This window comes from Stenotrophomonas sp. PI_27, assembly GCF_027854495.1.
Classification (GTDB): Bacteria; Pseudomonadota; Gammaproteobacteria; order Xanthomonadales; family Xanthomonadaceae; genus Stenotrophomonas; species Stenotrophomonas pavanii.
Genome location: NZ_JAJNOF010000002.1, coordinates 263266 through 281198 on the forward strand (window position 1 = coordinate 263266; position 17933 = coordinate 281198).

A 17933-nucleotide genomic window follows, 5' to 3' on the forward strand; every position below is an offset into this window, starting at 1 on the left:
TCCAGGAGAAATGGATGCTCGACATCAACCCGAACCTGCCGGCGTTCAACGCCGGCGCAACCCTCAGCTCGCTGATCAGCCTGTCGGTGGCGTTCGTGCTGGGCACGGCCATCGGCCTGGAGCGGCAGCTGCGCCAGCGCACCGCCGGCCTGCGTACCAATACACTGGTGGCAGTGGGTGCAGCGGTGTTCGTCGACCTGGCGGTGCGCTTCCATGACCTGTACGGCGGCCCGCCGTCGCCACTGCATGTGGTCGCCTATGTGATCTCCGGCGTTGGCTTCCTAGGTGCCGGCGCAATCATGAAGGAGGGCGCGCAGGTGTCCGGCCTGAACACCGCGGCCACGCTGTGGGGATCGGCGGCAGTGGGCGCGTGTGCCGGCATCAAGCTGCTGCCCGAAGCGGTGCTGGCCGCAGTGTTCGTGCTGGCTGCCAACACCCTGCTGCGGCCGGTGGTGAACCGCATCCAGCGGCAGCCGCTGCCGGAAGCGTTCAGCGAGGCCACGTATGCGATCAACGTGGTCTGCCAGCGCGAGCAGCAGGCCGAGGTGCTGGACCGGCTGTTGCTGCTGCTGGAGCAGGCGCAGTACCCGGTGCGCGCGGTGGACCAGCGCCCATTCGGCGAACGTGACGTGGAAATCGAAGCCGTGTTGTACGCGACCGCGGTCGATGCCGGAGAGCTGGATGCGGTTCTTGCCACGCTGGCAACCACGCCCGGCGTGCTGCAGGGGTTCTGGAACGCCAGCCTGGAAGAGTAGTGCCGGCCGCTGGCCGGCAACCTCACGATCCCGGACGCACCGTGCATCGCCTCGGCACGCCCACCGCTGCGGTAGTGCCGGCCGCTGGCCGGCAACCTCACGATCCCGGACGCACCGTGCATCGCCTCGGCGCGCCCACCGCTGCGGTAGTGCCGGCCGCTGGCCGGCAACCTCACGATCCCGGACGCACCGTGCATCGCCTCGGCGCGCCCACCGCTGCGGTAGTGCCGGCCGCTGGCCGGCAACCTCAAGATCCCGGACGCACCGTGCATCGCCTCAGCACGCCCACCGCTGCGGTAGTGCCGGCCGCTGGCCGGCAACCTCACGATCCCGGACGCACCATGCATCACCTCGGCGCGCCCACCGCTGCGGTAGTGCCGGCCGCTGGCCGGCAACCTCATGAGCTTCGGCAACACCGTGCAGTTGCCGGCCAGCGGCCGGCACTACCGGTCGGCATCTACCGATGGCGGCTTTGCTATCCTTTCACCCCACGCCAGGGAGCCGTCCCGATGCCATCGCTGTCGCCCCGCCGCCCGCTGGTGCTGCTGGCCCTGATCGTCGTGATGGCCGCGATCTTCCTGATCGACACCGTCACCGATTACGCGGTTGCCGCCGCCTGCTTCTACGCGGCGGTCATCCTCGCGGCGTCGCGCGTGCTGGCCGCCCGCGGCCTGATCACGCTGGCCATCGCCTGCATCGCGCTGACCGGGCTGAGCTTCTTCCTGACCCGCTTCGGCACCTACCGCATCGGCCTGGTCAACTCGGTGATCGGCATGCTGGTGATCGGCATCACCACCTACCTCGCGCTGAACATGGAAGCGGCCAAGGCCGCCGTGCAGGAGGCGCAGGGCCGCCTGTTGCGGGTGGCGCGCGCGTCTACCGTGGGCGAACTGACCACCTCCATCGCGCATGAAGTGAACCAGCCGCTGGCGGCCATCGCCAGCAGCGCCGAGGCCTGCCAGCGCTGGCTCGCGCAGGACCCACCGAACGTGGACAAGGCGCGGCAGACCGTGGCCCGCATCCTCGCCGACGCGCATCGCGCCGGTGACGTGATCGCCCGCATCCGCGGCCTGACCCAGGGCGCGGCACCGGAACGACGCGCCTTCGACCTGAACCAGGCCGTGGAGGAAATGCTGGCGCTGTCGCGCAGCGAACTGGACCGGCATGGCGTGGCCGTAGCCCTGCTGCTGGACCCCGACCTGCCCCCGGTGCATGCCGACCGCGTGCAGGTGCAGCAGGTGGTCGGCAACCTCATCCTCAATGCGGTGGACGCGATGGAAGCGGTGCCTGCCGCTGATCGCCGCCTGTCCCTGCTGACCCGGCGTGATGGCCAACGGGTCAGCCTCAGCGTGCGCGATCGTGGCGTCGGCCTGCCCGCCGAGCATCCCGAGCGCGTGTTCGACGCGTTCTGGACCACCAAGTCACACGGGTTGGGGCTGGGCCTCAGCCTGAGCCGCTCGATGATCGAGGCCAACGACGGCCAGATCCGTGCCGAACGCCCGGCAGGCGGCGGTGCCTGCTTCGTCTTTGACCTGCCGGTCGCCACGGATGTCCACCATGCGTAAGCCCACGGCCCCGGCCATCGATCCAGCACCCATCGTCTATGTGGTCGACGACGATCCCTCTGTACGCGCGGCGCTGGAAGACCTGCTGGCCTCGATGGGCCTGCAGGTGCGGGCGTTCGCGTCCACCCAGGCCTTCCTTGAACACGACCTGGAAGACGCGCCGGCGTGCCTGGTGCTGGATGTGCGGATGCCCGCGCAGAGCGGCCTCGAATTCCATCGCACGATGGCCAGCCATGGCCTGCAGTTGCCCGTGGTGTTCATCACCGGCCACGGCGACATCGCGATGGGTGTCAACGCGATCAAGGACGGCGCCATCGAGTTCCTGACCAAGCCCTTCCGTGACCAGGAACTGCTCGATGCCATCCACAAGGGCATCGAGATCGACCGCCAGCGCCGCCGCGAAGGCGACGTGCTGGGCGCGCTGCAGCAGCGCTGGGATTCACTGAACGCTGGCGAGCGCGAGGTGGTCGATGGCGTGGTGCGCGGCCGGCTCAACAAGCAGATCGCCGGTGACCTCGGGGTCAGCGAGATCACGGTGAAGGTCCGCCGTGCGCAGGTGATGCGCAAGATGGGCGCACGCACCCTGGTCGACCTGGTGCGCATGTACGACCGCCTGCAGGCCGGTTCCGGCTGAGCGTCGCCCCACCTACTGCGGATCGGGCAGCGAATACAGCAGCCGGTACGCGTGGCGGCCCTCGCTGATGGTGATCTCCAGCGTGCCGTCGAGGCCCAGCAGGCCATCACTGCCGGAATCGGGCACGACCACCACCCTCAGCTCCGGCGTGCCGCGGGTCATCAGCCCGGTGTGCTGCAGGGTGAAGCCGCCCTGGCGCCCGGCCAGCGTGGCCGTCACCCGTTCCATCGCCACGTAGCCGGCCGAGCCCTGCACCGGCGTGCGGAACGCCAGCATCTGGCCGACACTGCTGCCCTGCAGGTCGCCGGCGAAAGTCTTGTCGATCGACATCACCGCAATCGGGCCGTCGTTGCCACCGACCGGTCGCAGATCCACTTCAAACGTACCGTGTGCTTCACCCTGCATCCCGCGCTCCTGTCTGATCAGTCGGATTCCGCTACTTCTTCGTCGCCAGCACGATCACCCCGGCCACCACCAGCCCGATGCCGCTCCACTCCCGCAGGCTGGGCCGCTCGCCCAGCAACAGGTAGGCCAGCACGATCACCAGCACCACGCTGAACTTGTCCACCACCGCTACCTTGGCCAGCTCGCCGCTCTGCAGCGCGCGGAAGTAGAACAGCCACGAGGCGCCGGTGGCCAGCGCCGACAGCACCAGGAACAGCTGGGTGCGCCCGGGCAGCAGCAGCGGGTTGGACCATTTGCCGGTGAGCACCACCAGCGGCAGGATCACCGCCGCCACCACCAGGGTGCGGATGGCCATCGCCAGGTCCGAGTCGACGCCCTTGACGCCAACCTTGGCAAACAGCGCGGTCAGCGCTGCGAACACGGCGGACAGTCCAGCCCAGAGCAACCATTGCGGTAGGTTCTGCACGAAGCCCTCGCTTGCCTGCTCGGCGGGTGTGCCAACGCTACTCCACCCTGCCATCGGTGGGGCTTCACCTGCCCATCACCGCCGCTACAATGGGCCAGGAATCGCCATGGGGCGATCTGCAGGGATTGCACCGTGCTTGAACAGGACACCCTCCTCGCCCAGAGCGGGCCCGCTGCCCGCGAGCGGCCCGGCCGGCCGTGCAGCGCGCGGCTTGCGCTCAACTTCCCCTTCGATTCGCAGCACCCTGCCCGTTCCGCGCGGCAGTTTTCCCATCGTTTGCCCTGAACGGAGCCGTCGAAATGCCAGAGAACACTCTCCTTGCCACGCCGGCTGCTTCGGCACCGATCAAGTACCTCGACCGCGCCATGGCCACGCTGCGGAGCCTCGGCTTGGCCGCTCCCCAGGACAACAACGCACCGGCCATCGCGCTGGTCTCGCAGTTGTCGAGCCTCGACCAGGGCCGGGTGGTGGCCATTGCCCGCGTGCTGCAGCAGTCCGGTCATTTCAACGCCGTGATGCGTGACGAAATCAGCTCGGCCAAGGTGTCCGACCGCTACACCGAGATCATCCGCGCCTTCGACAGCATCCGCGATGATGCCAGCGCCATGGTCGAACAGGTGCGCGACGGCAGGATCGACATGGGCGAGCGCCTGCAGAACCTGTGGATGAAGGTGACCCGCGGCGACATCCCGAGCCGGTTCGAGAAGATCCGCCGCACCTTCCTGGAGGTCAGCCGCGATTCGGCCGAACAGCTGCAGCGCGAATCGCGCGTGCTGGAGATGTACGGCGACTTCCGCCTGTCGATCAAGGATGCGGAAATCCAGGCGCATGAACTGTTGAAGCTGCAGGAGCAGGCGCTGGCCGATGCGCGCGAAGCGTTGAAGCAGGCGCAGCAGCGCGTGGAGTCGGCCGACCCGGGCGCCGATCCTGCCGACACCGGCCGCCTGGTCATGGCCCGCGATGAGGCCCTGCGCACCCAGCAGGCCGAAGAGTCGCGCTACCAGCTGGCCAAGGACCTGGCCGAGAACCTGCAGGTGAACTACGCCACGTCCGAGGCGATAATGCTGCGCGTGCACCAGTCGCACGAGGTCAAGCGCCGCGTCAACGAGCGCTCGGTGGTGTTCTTCTCCACCAATGAAACCAGCTTCACCGCCTTGAACCTGGCCTTCACTACGCAGATGGGCCTGCACGAGTCCACCCAGGCGCTCAACGCGATGACCGAGGGCACCTCCAAGGGCCTGGAAGCGGTGGCCAACATCGGCGACGACGTCCTGCACGAGGGCCTGAAGGCCGGCTATGGCGCCACCATCGGCGTCGATTCGGTGCGCAAGCTGGTCGATGCAGTGGTGCGCTTCCAGGAAACCTCGCTGCAGGAGATCGAGCAGCTGCGCAACCAGGCCACCCGCGATTCGGCCGAGATCGCCGAGTATGTCGAGCAGGGCAAGCAGCGTTTCGCTGCCCTGCTGCAGGCGCCGCCAAGCCCGGAGCCGCGCTGAAGTGAGTGCGACGATGGCCCCTGCGGAGCTGCAGGATGCACTGCTGACCATGGATGTGGTCGACCAGCTGCGTTACCGCAATGCCGAAATGAAGGCGCTGGCCGACAGCGGCCATGACAAGGCGGCCTTGAAGCGGCGCCTGCTTGAGCTGTACCGCTCGCAGGGGATTGAGGTCTCCGACGAGATCCTCGAGGCCGGCATCCAAGCCCAGCGTGAGCAGCGCTATCTCTACACTGCGCCGCGTGGCTGGAAGGCGTGGCTGGCGCGGCGCTGGATCGACCGCGCGCGCCTGCTGAAGTGGGCACTGGCCGTGGCCCTGGCGCTGCTGGTGCTGGTGGCGCTGCTGGTGATGGCACGCAGCTTCGGCGCGTTCGTGCATGACATCAACGTGCAGAACAACGTGCAGGCGCTGAACGACAAGGTCGCCGCACAGCAACAGGAGGCTGTTGCAGCGCGCGCCCTGCTGGCCGCGCAGGAACAGGCCCTGCAAGGCCTGCTGCCACGTGCCAGCGCCAGCGGCGACCGCCTGCAGCCGCTGACCGAAAGCGCGCAGGCCGCGCTGGCCGAAGCACAGCGCCACTTCGCCGATCTCCCGGCCGCGATGGCAGCGTTGCCGACCCTTGTGCGCAAGGACAAGCTCACCCGGCTCAGCAACGGTGGCAGCGCCACCGGCGAGCACGCGGCCGCGCAGGTGGAGCAGCAGCGGCTGGCTGCGGCGCAACGGCTCGCCAACGCCCGGGACACCCTGCCCGCGCTGACCGAGCGGGTGAACATCCTCGTCCAGGCCGTGGAGGCCAGCGAGCTGCTGGACACCACCAACACCGCCGCAAAGGCAGCACGCCTCACGCCGGATGCAGAGCAGGTGCGCGCACGCGCCTACACCGGCGGTGATGTCGCGCTGCGCGCAGGCGACATGGCCGCGGCCGGCCAGGCGGTGTCGACCCTGAAGGACCTCATCAGCAGCGCCGACACGCTGGCCGCGCTCAACGATCGGCTGGCCCGGCTCAAGGCCGACGGCCTGGCCACCGGCGTCGCCGGCGAAGACCGCAAGCGCTTCGAGCGAGCGCTGGACCAGGCCGCGCGCCTGATCCGGGTCGAGACGCTGGCCGAGGCCGGTCCGGCCCTGGACGAGGTCAGCCAGCTGGTGGGGCTGCTGTCACAGACCCTGGTCTACCGCATCGTCAATCGTGACGACGAACGTACCGGTGTCTGGCGCTACAACGAAAAGGCCAACGGTGGCCGCAACTACTATCTGGTGGCCGAAGCGCTGGACGAAGCCGGCAACGCTGCCGAACTGCCGATCCGCAACGAGGAAACCGGCAAGGAGGAACGGGTCTCGGTGTTCGCCGTGCGCGTTCCTCAGGCCACCTATAACCGGGTCGCCGCCGACAAGCAGGACAACGGCATCATCGAGGACGACCTGATCGGCAGCAAGCCGCGCGGCAGCCTGTCGCCGCGTTTCCGCATGCCCACGACCGGCGGCTACATCACCGAATGGTGATGGACAAGGAACCGACATGAGAGATTTGAACGACGCGATCGCCGAAGTCGCGGCCGATATCCGCCAGGTCCAGGCATCGCTGGCCGAGCGTGGCGATGCGTGCCGGGAACTGATCAAGGAACAGGAGGCGCTGCACGGCCAGGTCCGCGAGGACTTCAATGCCCTGGCCCGGCTGCACGCCCAGGCGGCCATTGATTCGCCGCCGGCGATGGCCAGGGACCTGCTGCAGCAGTCCAGCGCCGACCTGCAGCGCCGTGACCGCAAAGCAGCGGTGCTGGCCGACGAACTACAGGCGCTGCTGGACATCGAACAGTCGTTGCAGCAGCGCTCGCAGGCGGCCGTGGCCGCACGCGACGCCGCCGGCGGGCAGTTGCAGGCACTGCAGGACCAGGTGGATGCTGCGCTGGAAGCGGACCCCGCCTACCGGGCCCTGCAGGACGAACTGCAGCTGGCACAGGCGCGGGCCGAGACCGTCGAGCGCATGGCCGCCTCTGCACAGGCGGAGCATGATGCCAAGGCCGGCGCCTATCAGGCCGACCCGGTCTTCATGTACCTGCACCAGCGCGGCTTCGGCAGCACGGCCTACCGCAGCTGGCCACTGGTGCGCACGGTCGATGGCTGGCTGGCCGAGCTGTGCGGCTTCGAGCGCGCCCGCCGCGAGTACGCCACGCTGGTCGAACTCCCGCCGTACCTGCAGGCGCATGCCGGACAGGCCCGCGACGCGAGCGAAACTGCCCGCCAGCCAGTGCAGCAGGCCCGTGACGCCGCGCTTGCCCAGGCCGGGGGCGAGCCGCTGAGGCAGCAGCTGCAGACCGCACAGGGCGCCGTTGCACAGGCACTGCTGAACGAGCAGTTGCATCGGCAGGCCGTGGACGCCAAGCAGGCACAGATCGATGGCTTCCGCAGCTTGACCGACGCGGAGGGCAGTGCCCTGCTCACCGCGCTGGCACGCACACTGTCGGCCACCGGCATGAACGAACTGTACCGGCGCGTCGCAGCCACGGCGTCCGGCGAAGACGATGCGGTGCTTGAGCGCATCCAAGGCACTCGCCAGCGCTTGGACGAGATCGATGGCCTGGTGGCAGAGCACACCCGCGAAATGGCCGTACTGAAGAAGCGCCTGGACAACCTGCAGGCGACGCGCAGGAGCTACCAGGCGGCAGCAGACGCCGAACGCCAGGCCTACCAGGCCCCGACCTACCGCAGGGCCACCGCTACCGCAGTTTCGGCGTCCTTCTTCAGCACGACCCGCAGCGGCAGCAGCAGCAGCGCTTCCTCGGGCGGCCTGTTCAACTGGGCATCGAGCAGCTCCGGCAGTTTCGATTCCAGCTCCAGCTCCAGCTCCAGTTCGAGTTCCCGCTCCAGCGCCCGTTCCGACAGTGGCGATGGCTTCAGCAGTGGCGGTGGCATCAGCGGTGGCGGGGATTTCAGGACCGGCGGCGGCTTCTAGCCCGGCCGTTGCCGGGCGCGCCCGGCCAGGCGCGTGTCCAGCAGGCCCACGCCCAGCAGCACCAGGCTGGTCAGCCAGCCGGCGGCGAGCAGGTGCGTCCAGGGCAGTGCCAGTCCCAGCGCCAGCAGCACCAGCGCACCCAGCAGGTGCGAGCGCGGCGCGCGGCCGTAGACCACGCGCTTGTACAGGGCACTGCCCAGCAGGTAGAGCAGCGGACCGGCCACCATCATGGCGGCGTACTTCCAGGTCGTGCCTGCCCCAGGGTGGTCCATGACCAAGTCGTTGCCCACCGCGGTGGCGATGATGCCGGCGATCAGCAGCGCGTGTACGTAGTGGAAGTTGGCCCCCATCCGGCCGGGGTCGTCGGACCGGGTGATCGCGGCGGTGGCATCGCGACTGGAGATGCCGAAGTACAGCCACCACATCGCCAGTGTTCCGGCGAAGGTCGCCAGCACCGCCGACACCACCTCCAGACTCCAGTGTTCGACCTCGCTGAGCACCCCGCCGGTGGCCAGCAACGTCTCGCCCAGGGCGACGATGACGAACAGCTGGCAGCGTTCAGCCAGGTGGCCGCCCTCGATGGTCCATTCACGGGTGTGCGATCGCCCCAAGCCCGGGAACGCGAAGCCGAACATCGGCGAGATGTATTCGCAGGCCACCGCCAGCGTCCACAGTGCCAGCCGCAGATTGCCCTCGGCGGCCGCGCCAGCCAGCCAGAAGCACGCCGACACGCTGACCCAGGCCAGCATGCGACGGAAGTTGGCTGCCAATGGGTGGCCGCGGCCTACCTCCAGCAGTACGAAACTGGTGCGTCCCACCTGCATCGTGGCGTATGCCCCGGCGAACACCCAGGCGCGATCGGCGAACGCCTCGGGAATGGAGGAGGACATCAGCAACGCCAGCAGCATGGTGGCAAACAGCAGGCCACGGATGCGCGGCGCCTCCGGATCGAACCAGTTGCTGACCCAGCACGCATACTGCCACCCCAGCCACACCGCGAACCACAGCACCAGGGTCTGCAGCACGCCGGCCAGGTCCAGGTGGTGCAGCAGATGGTGGCTGAGCTGGGTGACCGCGAACACGTAGACCAGATCGAAGAACAGTTCTTCATAGGTGACGCGGGCATGGTGGCCGTCGCGGTGGCGCAGCGCAGGCAGTCGCAGTCGGGGACTCATGGCGTTCCTTCAGCGCGCCAGGCGCCAGTACAGGAGGGCGGCCAGCAACGCCGGCACGGTGAAGACCAGCAACAGGATCGGCAGCTCTTCTCGCAGGGCATAGCCTGCCTTGCTGACGCCCACCCACAGGTTGGCCACCGTGACCAGCAGCCACGTGGCGATGAACGCCAGCAGCGCGGTCGGCAGCTGCGATGTGCCGACGCTCCACAGCCGGCCAAACAGCGCGAATACGCCCAGCAACAGTACGCCGCCCAGCATCACCATAAGCACATGCATGGTCCACCTCCTCGAGCCTGTGGGCAGGCTAGCTGCGGCCGATTCTGCGCTCCAGCCCGTGGAGATGGATTCACAATCCAGGGCGGGCGAACAATGCTGCGCAGGCCGCGGCGGACCTTATCGCAGCCATGAATTATTCGCGAAACGGCCGGCGCGACGCGCATGCTAGCTTCAACGGCCTCTCCCCAGACACTTTCCGCCATGCGCCTCTGCCTGACTCCCCTCGCCCTGGCCGCCACGCTCGTCTTTGATGTCGCTGCCGCCGACGCACCGCTGCCGCAGCTCCGGGCCTACACCGTCGACGCTTCGTGGCTGCAGCCGATGGCACCGCTGGAGATTGCCGACCACACCTGGCAGATCGGCACCGAGGACCTGACGGCACTGCTGGTGCAGACCACCGAGGGCGCAGTGCTATTGGATGGCGGCATGCCGCAGATGGCCGGTCACCTGCTGGACAACATGAAGGCACGCGGGGTGGCACCACAGGATCTACGGCTGATCCTGCTCAGCCATGCGCATGCCGACCACGCCGGGCCGGTGGCGGAACTCAAGCGCCGCACCGGTGCCCAGGTGGTCGCGAACGCCGAAACGGCCGTGCTGCTGGCGCGCGGCGGCAGCAACGACCTGCACTTCGGTGATGACATCACCTACCCGCCGGCCAGTGCCGACCGCATCATCATGGATGGTGAGAGGGTGACGGTAGGCGGCATGGCATTCACCGCGCACTTCATGCCAGGGCACACCCCCGGCAGCACCGCCTGGACCTGGACCGATACCCGCGATGGCAAGCCCGTGCGCATCGCCTACGCCGACAGCCTGAGTGCACCGGGCTACCAGCTGCAGCACAACGCACGCTATCCCCGCCTGGTCGAGGACTACCGGCGCAGCTTCACGACGGTGCGCGGCCTGCCCTGCGACCTGCTGCTGACCCCGCATCCGGGCGCCAGCCGCTGGAACTATGCCGCCGGTGCCGAGGCCGGAGCCAACGTCCTGACCTGCAAGGCCTACGCGGATGCGGCCGAGAAGACGTTCGACGCGCAGTTGGCCAAGGAAGCGGCCGGGGCCCGCTGATGCTGTAGATCCCGTAGAGCCGAGCCTACGCACGGCTCCACACCAGACGCGTCGAAAGGTGCCGGTCAGGACGACCGGCACCCACCGTCCATCAGCCGCCCTGCCCGTGCTGGGCAAACGGCTCGGTTGTGCCATCGGTGCGCACCAGTTCGACCGTGTACGGCTGGACGTAGCCATCGGGCATTTCCATACCCGGCGAACCGGCCGGCATGCCGGGCAGCACCAGTCCGCGCGCCGCCGGTCGTTCGGCCAACAGGCGCTTGATGTCCTCGGCCGGGATGTGGCCCTCCACCACGTAACCGCCGATCTCGGCGGTATGACAGGAGGCCTTGCCCACCGGCACGCCCAGGCGGACCTTGACCGGGTTCATGTCGTCAGTGTCTCGGACATCCACCTGGAAGCCGGCCGACTTCAGGTGGTCGACCCAGATGCCGCAGCAACCGCAGCTGGCGGTCTTGTGCACGATGGCCAGCGGCAAGGCCGGATCGACCTTGGCCAGGCTGGCCGGACTCGGAGTCGGTGCCTCGCTGGCGACCGCTGCCGCGGAGGATTCTTCGGCGGCACGCGCGCAGGCGGTCGTGGCCAACACAGTGCCCAGCAGCAGGCTGAGGGAGAGCGTACGGTTCATTGAGTGATTCCTTTGCAGAGGCGGGCAACGCGGCCCGCCGCCCACGCATCGAAGGCGCAGGCAGAGTCGAGAAAAAGTCGAACAGTCATGGCAGGCGCGTGAGGCCTGCAGGAATTCACGCGATGGGGGGACGCAACGGATCCGGCATCAATGGCGACGCGCGTTGCGGGCTACTGGCCGGAACAGGCGCCTCGCGCCAGGGCGAGGCGGGCGTTCCGTTCAACGCTGCCAGCATGCCTAAACACGCCGCTGGGCATTCGCACTCGCTGCTCTGGCAGGCCAGCGGGGCCGCATCATCGCAGCAGCCGACGGCTGCCATCGCGGCCGAGTGCGGTGCGGCGCAGTGATCCTGGTTGGCGGGACCGTTGGACGAAGACACAGCGAGGGCCAGCCCCGGCGCATTCAGCGCCAGGGCCACAAGCAGCATCCATCGCAGCAGCAGGCCAGGCAGATTCACACGCCGATGATAGCCGATGCGCGCATCAACCGATCGCCGCCGCCATCGGCCGCATCCGCACCGGGATTGACTTGGCCGCTGGCGTGCCGCTGATCCGGTCGTAGTAGTCCAGCGGCAGCAATGGATTCAGTTCGGGGTAGTAGCCGGCCAGCGCGCCGCGCGGCATCGGATAGTCCAGCACGGTCAGGCCCTCGATGCGCCGCTGCACGCCATCGCTGCTGATCGTCTCCAGGCTGACCCGCGCTTCCTTCTCCAGCCCGCGCGCCAGCCGGTCCTCGATGTTCATGAACAACACCATGCGATCGTTGTACACACCGCGATAGCGATCGTTGTAGCTGTAGATGGTGGTGTTGTACTGGTCGTGCGAGCGCACCGTGGCCAACCGCAGCATCTCCGGGTCGTGCACCGGATCGTCCACGTCCAGCCCGGGCATCACCAGGATGTTGGCCTTGCCATTGGGCGTGGGCCACACCCGGCGGCGCGGCGGGATGTCCAGATGGAAGCCCTGCGGCTGCTGGATGCGCTGGTTGAAGCCGGTGTAGATCTCCGGATACACCGCGGCAATCAGCTCGCGAATGGGCGCGTAGTCGTGCATGCAGCCGGCCCAGTCAACCCTGCTGCCGGGCAGCGTGGCCAGTGCCATGCGGCAGACGATCTCGACCTCGGGCAAGACATCGGCACTGACCGGCTCCAGTACCCCGCGCGACGCGGTGACATTCGACATCGCGTCTTCGATGGTGACGAACTGCTCGCCGGCCGGCGTAACGATGCGCTCCGAACGCGCCACCACCGGCAGGATCAGCGCGTCGCGGCCATGGACCAGGTGCCCGCGGTTGAGCTTGGTGGCAATGCCCACGGTGAGCTCCAGGCCGCGCATCGCCTCATACGCACGCGGCGTATCGGGCACGGCATGAATGAAGTTGCCTCCCAGGCCGATGAACACTTTGGCGCTGCCGTCCAGCATCGCCTCGATGGATTCGACCACATGGTGGCCATGCTCGCGCGGCGGGTCGAAGCCGAACACCTGCTGCACGCGGTCCAGATAGGCCGGCTTCGGCTTCTCGTCGATGCCGACGGTGCGGTCGCCCTGCACATTGGAATGGCCACGGATCGGCCCGATGCCGGCGCCGGGCTTGCCGAAGTTGCCGCGCAGCATCAGCAGGTTGGCCACCTGCTGCAGCAGGCGCGAGCCGTACTGGTGCTGGGTCAGGCCCATGCCGTAGCAGATCACGGTGGCGTTGGAGCGGATGTAGATCTCCGCGCAACGGTGGATCTGCGCCTGCGATATACCGGACACCTGCACGATCTGGTCCCAGTCCTGCGCCAGCACGTCTTCGCGCAGCGCCTCCAGGCCCACCGTGTGTTCGGCCAGGAACGCGTGGTCGAGCACGCGCTCGCCCTGCGCCTCACGCTCGAACATCACCTTCATCATGCCCTTGATCAGGGCCAGGTCGCCGCCGATGCGGATGTGCACGAACTCGCTGGTGATCGCGGTCGAACCGAACGTGGCCATCTGCACAACGTCCTGCGGTTCGGCGAAGCGGATCAGCGCACGCTCGGGCATCGAGTTGACCGCTACGATCGGGATGCCGCGTTTGCGCGCTTCGACCAGGTTGCTCATCATCCGCGGTGAATTGGTGCCGGTATTCTGGCCGATCACGAAGATCGCCTCGGCGTGTTCGAAGTCCTGCAGCACGATGGTGCCCTTGCCCACCCCGATGGCCGGCGGCAGGCCACGGCTGGTCGGCTCGTGGCACATGTTCGAGCAGTCCGGGAAATTATTGGTGCCGAACTCGCGCACGAAGATCGAATACAGGAACGCCGCTTCGTTGGGCGTGCGCCCGGAGGTGTAGAACTCGGCCTGGTGCGGGCTGTCCAGCGCCTGCAGGTGGCGGCCGATCAGTGCGAACGCATCGTCCCAGCTGCACGGCACGTAGTGGTCGGTGGCTGCGTCGTAGCGCATCGGCTCGGTCAGCCGGCCCTGCATCTCCAGCCAGTAGTCGGTCTGTGCCATCAGCTCGGTGACGGTGTACCGGGCGAACAGTTCGCGGCCGGCGCGGAACTGGGTCGCTTCCCAGGCCAGCGCCTTGGCGCCGTTCTCGCAGAACTCCAGCTTCTTGCGCTCGTCGGCATCGGGGAACGCGCAGCTCGGGCACTTGAAGCCGCCGGGCTGGTTCATCGCCAGCAGCGCCTTCGAGCCCTTGCCGATCACGCTCTGCTGCAGCAGCACCTTGGCCGTGGCACCGGCGGCACCCCAGCCTCCGGCCGGCTGGTCGTAGGGCTTGTAACGCGGCGGCTTCTGCTCGGACATGATCGGGGACCTGACGGGAGGAACGCAGCAACGAACGGCACAACGCGGTCCGGCGGTGCATCCAGTGGCACGACCAGCTGCACAGTCAAGCACGCCCGGTCACGCTTCGCCAGAGGGTGCCGGCGGTTTCGGCACACCCTGGCATGGCAACGGTTACAGCCACGTCTGCGCGCAGCCACTGCGCTATCCTCGGAACCGCAGGCGGTGGCCCGCCTCGCGTTTCTCCCTCGTCCGGACGCGCTGCATGCCTGATTCGATCCCACCGCACATCCCGCCCGCCGGCACCGCCCAACGCCCCTTGCAGCGCTGGCGCGGCGGCACGCAACAGCAGCAGGTCGACGTGGTGGCCGAGGAAGTGCCGGTGGCGCTGCGCTACAACGATGCCGCCTTTGCCGTGATGATGGCCACACCGTGCGACCTGGAGGACTTCGCGCTCGGTTTTTCGCTCAGTGAAGGCCTGATCCATACGCCCTCGCAGCTGCTGTCGATCGATATCCGTCCCCAGCTGGAAGGCATCGAGCTGCAGATGACCGTGGCCGAGGATGCACCCGGCGCAAGCCTCGACTCGGACAAGGGGCGCCTGCTGCCCGGCCGAGGCGGCTGTGGCCTGTGTGGCACGCGCCAGCTGGAGGAGGTGCTGCGCCCCCTGCCGCAGATCCGCGAGCGCCGCAGCTATGCCGCCGCCGCCCTGCAGCGGGCGTTGGCCACCCTGGCGCAGCACCAGCCGATGAATGCGGCAAGCGGCTCGATCCACGCCGCGGCCTGGGCCGATGCCAGCGGGCGGATCGGCTGGGTACGCGAGGACGTCGGCCGCCACAATGCACTGGACAAGCTGATCGGCGCCCTGCACCACAACGAACACGCCATCGACGGCGGCCTGCTGGTGATCTCCAGCCGGGCCAGCTACGAAATGGTCAGCAAGGCGGTGCGCGCCGGCGCCAGCGTGCTGGCTGCGGTATCGGCACCCACCGCGCTGGCGATCGACCTGGCCCGCAGCGCCGGGCTGTGCCTGATCGGGTTCGCGCGGGAGAGCGGATTCAATGTGTACACCCATCCCGATCGGCTGCGGGCGGACGGGCTCCGGGACACCTGAGTGCGACCGGGCGCATGCCGCCCGGCGCACACCGCTCAGCGCTGCGCCACCTTCGGTGCTGTCGAAGGCGTTCCGCAAGCGGTTGGGGGCTTCGCCGCGGGCGTGGTTGGCCGCGAGCCCGTCGCAGGCCGGGTAAATGGATGAGGGGTAGAGTCGACCGCTGGTCGACTATCGCGCGACGCGCGGAATTTTCGTTGTCTGGCCGAAGGGCAGCCGACCAGCGGTCGGCTCTACCACGGGTGATCGAAGCGGCATTTTCCTGGCCTGACCGAAGGGCAGCCGACCCGCGGTCGGCTCTACCACGGGCGATCGAAGCGGCATTTCCGTGGCCTGGCCGGAGGGCAGCCGACCCGCGGCCGGCTCTACCACGGGCGATGTCTGCGCGCCGGCTGGCCGCTCAACTGGGTGTTCCGTCAGGCTTCGCCAGCAGCCCGGCGATGCGCTCGGCGACTTGCGCGCGTACGCCTTCATCCAGCTGGCCTTCGTACATCGCCTCGTAGATCCACAGGCCATCGGCAGCCAGCCGCGCCACGAAATTGTCGAGCGCTGTCGCGTCGTCGCTGCTGGCTTCGGGTGCGGACGGCGCCCAGCGTCGCACTACCGGCCCCCACGGGCGCTCCCCGGCATCGGGGTCGCCCGATTCCAGCATGAACATCAGTTCGGCACGGGTGGCGCTCTGCGCCGACACGCGCACGAAGGTCTGGTAGCGCTCCAGCGCCGTTGCCTCATCTGCACGCTTGCCCAGCAACGCTTCCATCGATGCTTCCCAGGCCTGCACCAGGTGTTCGTCGATGCCGCGGAGCAGCGCCTCGCGCGACGGAAAGTGGTACAGCAGACCGCCGCGGGTCAATTTGGCCTCGGTCGCCACCGACTCGAAGGTCACCGCTCGCACGCCGTCACGATTGATCACGTTGACGGCGGCGTCGAGGATGCGCTCCCGCTTGCTGGTTCTCATGGCGTCATTTTACGCGATCGGCGGCGCCCTCGCGGCTGCCGGCCCGGCCACGCAGCAGGCCCGCGATGATCGTCGCACCCAGCGCCAGCGCCGCGGTGATCACCAGCAGCACGATCTGGTAGCCACGGTCATACGCGGCTGTGGCCAGCGCGAACCACTCGCCCTGCCCGCCTTCGCGCGCCGCGTGCAACGCCTGGGTGAAGCCTTCACGCGCCAGCGCCGGCATGTCAGCCGAGACCGGCAGGAACACGCCGTACATCGCCGCGCTCAGGCTGCCCAGCATCGCCACCGCCAGCAGGCCACCGAACTCGTAGGACACCTCTTCCACCGACGAGGCCATGCCCGCCCGGTGCGCCGGCACATTGTTGAGGATGGCCGTGGACGCCACCGAGATGGCCGCGCCCATGCCGAAGCCGGTGATCGCCATGCCGGCGATCACCCAACCGAGGCCGTGCGGGAAGCCGAACGCCACCACGCCGACGCCCAGCGCGCCCGCAGCCAGGCCACCGCAGATCAATGGGCGCAGGCCGACCCGATGCAGGATGCTGCCGCCCAGCAGCGCACTGGGCAGGCTGCCCAGCGCTGCCACCGACACCAGCAGGCCCGCCTGCAGCGGCGTGAAGCCCGCCACCAGTTGGAAGCGCTGGGTGGTGACCAGCTGCAGGCCGGCCATCGCGAACAGGGTGAACACCGCCGACAGCGTGCCGGCCAGGAACGCCGGATTGCGGAAGATCGCGAAGTCCAGCAGCGGGTTCGGCAACTGCTGCTGGCGGCGTGCGAACGCTGCGCCGCTGACGACGGCCAGCAGCAGCGCGCCTGCACCCAGCGCATACGACGGCGGCGTAGCGATCAGCGACTTGATCGCCAGCACCAGGCCGGACAGTGCTGCCAATGCCAGCAGCGACGAAACCAGGTCCCACGGCCGCGAGGTGTCGCGCTGGCCTTTCGGTGCCAGCAGCAGCGTGGCCACCAACGCCATCACCACCACCGGCACGTTGACCAGGAACACCGAGCCCCACCAGAAGTGCTGCAGCAGCCAGCCGCCAATGATCGGGCCGAGCGCCGCACCGACGATGGCCACCGAGCCCCAGATGGCGATGGCGATGTTGCGTTCGCGCGCTTCGTGGAAGCTCAGGCCGATCAGCGCCAACGTGGCCGGCATCATCGCGGCCGCGCCGACCGCCAGCAACGCGCGTGCGGCAATCAGCTGCGCTGCGGTGTCGGCGAACGCTGCTGCCAGCGAGGCGACGCCGAACACCACCAGGCCGATCAGGAACATGCGGCGGTGACCGATGCGGTCGCCCAGCGTGCCCGCGCCCAGCAGCAGGCCGGCCATCACCAGCGGATAGGCATTGATGATCCAAAGCGCCTGGCCGGCACTGGCCGAGAGTTCCTCGGTCAGGGTGGGCAGTGCGGTGTAGAGCACGGAGTTGTCGAGGGTGACCAGCAGCAGGCCGGCGGCGACGGTGAACAGCAGTGCCCAGCGGCGGGCACGCGACAGGGCGGGGGCACCGGCCAAGGGCGGGGACAAAGCCATGGGAGAACCTGGTGGGGGTGGAGTACGGCCATAACTATACCGGATATCCTGTACAGTTATGATCTTCAAAACCCACCGATTCAGCTTTTGTAGAGGCGGGCTTGCTCGACTGCGCCGCCAGCCAGGCATGGCCTGGCTCTAATGAAACGGGCCAGGGG

General features: G+C 68.3%; 16 protein-coding genes. 8 read left to right on the forward strand and 8 right to left on the reverse strand.

Annotated elements, in window-relative coordinates; genetic code table 11:
* The first annotated feature begins 14 nt into the window (after positions 1-14).
* The 3 genes from LRM18_RS03455 (at position 15) to LRM18_RS03465 (ending at position 2954) form a co-directional block, all read left to right on the forward strand.
* Entirely contained in the window at positions 15-755 is a 741-nt protein-coding gene (locus LRM18_RS03455; protein WP_154330675.1) for an MgtC/SapB family protein, read from the forward strand.
* 509 nt (positions 756-1264) lie between these two features.
* On the forward strand, positions 1265-2320 hold the full coding sequence (locus LRM18_RS03460) for an ATP-binding protein (protein WP_049467127.1): 1056 nt from the start codon (positions 1265-1267) through the stop codon (positions 2318-2320).
* On the forward strand, positions 2313-2954 hold the full coding sequence (locus LRM18_RS03465; protein WP_270951142.1) for a response regulator transcription factor: 642 nt from the start codon (positions 2313-2315) through the stop codon (positions 2952-2954). The genes LRM18_RS03460 and LRM18_RS03465 overlap by 8 nt, the downstream gene beginning before the upstream one ends.
* A gap of 12 nt (positions 2955-2966) precedes the next feature.
* On the opposite strand, the gene LRM18_RS03470 is transcribed toward LRM18_RS03465, so the two are convergent.
* The gene (locus LRM18_RS03470) at positions 2967-3359 is read right to left on the reverse strand and encodes a DUF3224 domain-containing protein (protein ID WP_074725220.1); all 393 of its coding nucleotides are present in this window, start codon (positions 3357-3359) and stop codon (positions 2967-2969) included.
* Positions 3360-3390: 31 nt separating this feature from the next.
* Positions 3391-3825, reverse strand: a complete 435-nt coding sequence (locus tag LRM18_RS03475) for an EamA family transporter (protein WP_049467122.1) — start codon at positions 3823-3825, stop codon at positions 3391-3393.
* 299 nt (positions 3826-4124) lie between these two features.
* Between LRM18_RS03475 and LRM18_RS03480 the strand changes: the two genes are divergently transcribed.
* The 3 genes from LRM18_RS03480 to LRM18_RS03490 are packed head-to-tail and all read left to right on the forward strand — an operon-like array spanning position 4125 to position 8272.
* Complete coding sequence (locus tag LRM18_RS03480) at positions 4125-5321, forward strand: cell surface protein (RefSeq protein ID WP_270951144.1); 1197 nt, start codon at positions 4125-4127, stop codon at positions 5319-5321.
* Position 5322: 1 nt separating this feature from the next.
* Complete coding sequence (locus tag LRM18_RS03485) at positions 5323-6822, forward strand: DUF6384 family protein (protein ID WP_270951146.1); 1500 nt, start codon at positions 5323-5325, stop codon at positions 6820-6822.
* 16 nt (positions 6823-6838) lie between these two features.
* Positions 6839-8272 (forward strand): hypothetical protein, encoded by a 1434-nt coding sequence (locus LRM18_RS03490; protein WP_270951148.1) that lies wholly within the window; start codon positions 6839-6841, stop codon positions 8270-8272.
* Here the strand turns inward: LRM18_RS03490 and LRM18_RS03495 are convergent.
* Together LRM18_RS03495 and LRM18_RS03500 are read right to left on the reverse strand one after the other, a co-directional pair.
* Positions 8269-9447 carry a low temperature requirement protein A gene (locus LRM18_RS03495; RefSeq protein WP_270951150.1) on the reverse strand — a complete coding sequence of 393 codons (1179 nt, stop codon included), beginning with the start codon at positions 9445-9447 and terminating at the stop codon, positions 8269-8271. The genes LRM18_RS03490 and LRM18_RS03495 overlap by 4 nt on opposite strands.
* A gap of 9 nt (positions 9448-9456) precedes the next feature.
* Positions 9457-9723 (reverse strand): hypothetical protein, encoded by a 267-nt coding sequence (locus LRM18_RS03500; RefSeq protein ID WP_057493392.1) that lies wholly within the window; start codon positions 9721-9723, stop codon positions 9457-9459.
* Between the two features lie 201 nt (positions 9724-9924).
* On the opposite strand from LRM18_RS03500, the gene blaL1 reads away from it, so the two are divergent.
* Positions 9925-10794, forward strand: coding sequence for a L1 family subclass B3 metallo-beta-lactamase (gene blaL1, locus LRM18_RS03505; protein ID WP_154330679.1), 870 nt, complete (start codon positions 9925-9927; stop codon positions 10792-10794).
* A gap of 91 nt (positions 10795-10885) precedes the next feature.
* On the opposite strand, the gene LRM18_RS03510 is transcribed toward blaL1, so the two are convergent.
* Both LRM18_RS03510 and LRM18_RS03515 read right to left on the reverse strand, forming a co-directional pair.
* Complete coding sequence (locus LRM18_RS03510; protein ID WP_154330680.1) at positions 10886-11422, reverse strand: DUF411 domain-containing protein; 537 nt, start codon at positions 11420-11422, stop codon at positions 10886-10888.
* Positions 11423-11904: 482 nt separating this feature from the next.
* Positions 11905-14190, reverse strand: a complete 2286-nt coding sequence (locus LRM18_RS03515; protein WP_270951154.1) for an FdhF/YdeP family oxidoreductase — start codon at positions 14188-14190, stop codon at positions 11905-11907.
* Between the two features lie 244 nt (positions 14191-14434).
* On the opposite strand from LRM18_RS03515, the gene fdhD reads away from it, so the two are divergent.
* A complete protein-coding gene (fdhD, locus tag LRM18_RS03520; RefSeq protein WP_053463071.1) occupies positions 14435-15283 on the forward strand; it encodes a formate dehydrogenase accessory sulfurtransferase FdhD in 849 nt (282 codons plus the stop codon).
* A gap of 397 nt (positions 15284-15680) precedes the next feature.
* Here the strand turns inward: fdhD and LRM18_RS03525 are convergent, their stop codons facing one another.
* Positions 15681-16238 carry a TetR family transcriptional regulator gene (locus LRM18_RS03525; RefSeq protein ID WP_270951157.1) on the reverse strand — a complete coding sequence of 186 codons (558 nt, stop codon included), beginning with the start codon at positions 16236-16238 and terminating at the stop codon, positions 15681-15683.
* Between the two features lie 4 nt (positions 16239-16242).
* The gene (locus tag LRM18_RS03530; protein WP_270951159.1) at positions 16243-17775 is read right to left on the reverse strand and encodes an MFS transporter; all 1533 of its coding nucleotides are present in this window, start codon (positions 17773-17775) and stop codon (positions 16243-16245) included.
* Positions 17776-17933 lie beyond the last annotated feature (158 nt).

Excerpts from the sequence above, each read along its gene's own strand:
- LRM18_RS03455 (WP_154330675.1), top strand. The coding sequence starts at position 15 with ATGCTCGACATCAACCCGAACCTGCCGGCGTTCAACGCCGGCGCAACC.
- LRM18_RS03460 (WP_049467127.1), top strand. The coding sequence starts at position 1,265 with ATGCCATCGCTGTCGCCCCGCCGCCCGCTGGTGCTGCTGGCCCTGATC.
- LRM18_RS03465 (WP_270951142.1), top strand. The coding sequence starts at position 2,313 with ATGCGTAAGCCCACGGCCCCGGCCATCGATCCAGCACCCATCGTCTAT.
- LRM18_RS03470 (WP_074725220.1), bottom strand. The coding sequence starts at position 3,359 with ATGCAGGGTGAAGCACACGGTACGTTTGAAGTGGATCTGCGACCGGTC.
- LRM18_RS03480 (WP_270951144.1), top strand. The coding sequence starts at position 4,125 with ATGCCAGAGAACACTCTCCTTGCCACGCCGGCTGCTTCGGCACCGATC.
- LRM18_RS03490 (WP_270951148.1), top strand. The coding sequence starts at position 6,839 with ATGAGAGATTTGAACGACGCGATCGCCGAAGTCGCGGCCGATATCCGC.
- LRM18_RS03495 (WP_270951150.1), bottom strand. The coding sequence starts at position 9,447 with ATGAGTCCCCGACTGCGACTGCCTGCGCTGCGCCACCGCGACGGCCAC.
- LRM18_RS03500 (WP_057493392.1), bottom strand. The coding sequence starts at position 9,723 with ATGCATGTGCTTATGGTGATGCTGGGCGGCGTACTGTTGCTGGGCGTA.
- blaL1 (WP_154330679.1), top strand. The coding sequence starts at position 9,925 with ATGCGCCTCTGCCTGACTCCCCTCGCCCTGGCCGCCACGCTCGTCTTT.
- LRM18_RS03510 (WP_154330680.1), bottom strand. The coding sequence starts at position 11,422 with ATGAACCGTACGCTCTCCCTCAGCCTGCTGCTGGGCACTGTGTTGGCC.
- LRM18_RS03515 (WP_270951154.1), bottom strand. The coding sequence starts at position 14,190 with ATGTCCGAGCAGAAGCCGCCGCGTTACAAGCCCTACGACCAGCCGGCC.
- fdhD (WP_053463071.1), top strand. The coding sequence starts at position 14,435 with ATGCCTGATTCGATCCCACCGCACATCCCGCCCGCCGGCACCGCCCAA.
- LRM18_RS03525 (WP_270951157.1), bottom strand. The coding sequence starts at position 16,238 with ATGAGAACCAGCAAGCGGGAGCGCATCCTCGACGCCGCCGTCAACGTG.
- LRM18_RS03530 (WP_270951159.1), bottom strand. The coding sequence starts at position 17,775 with ATGGCTTTGTCCCCGCCCTTGGCCGGTGCCCCCGCCCTGTCGCGTGCC.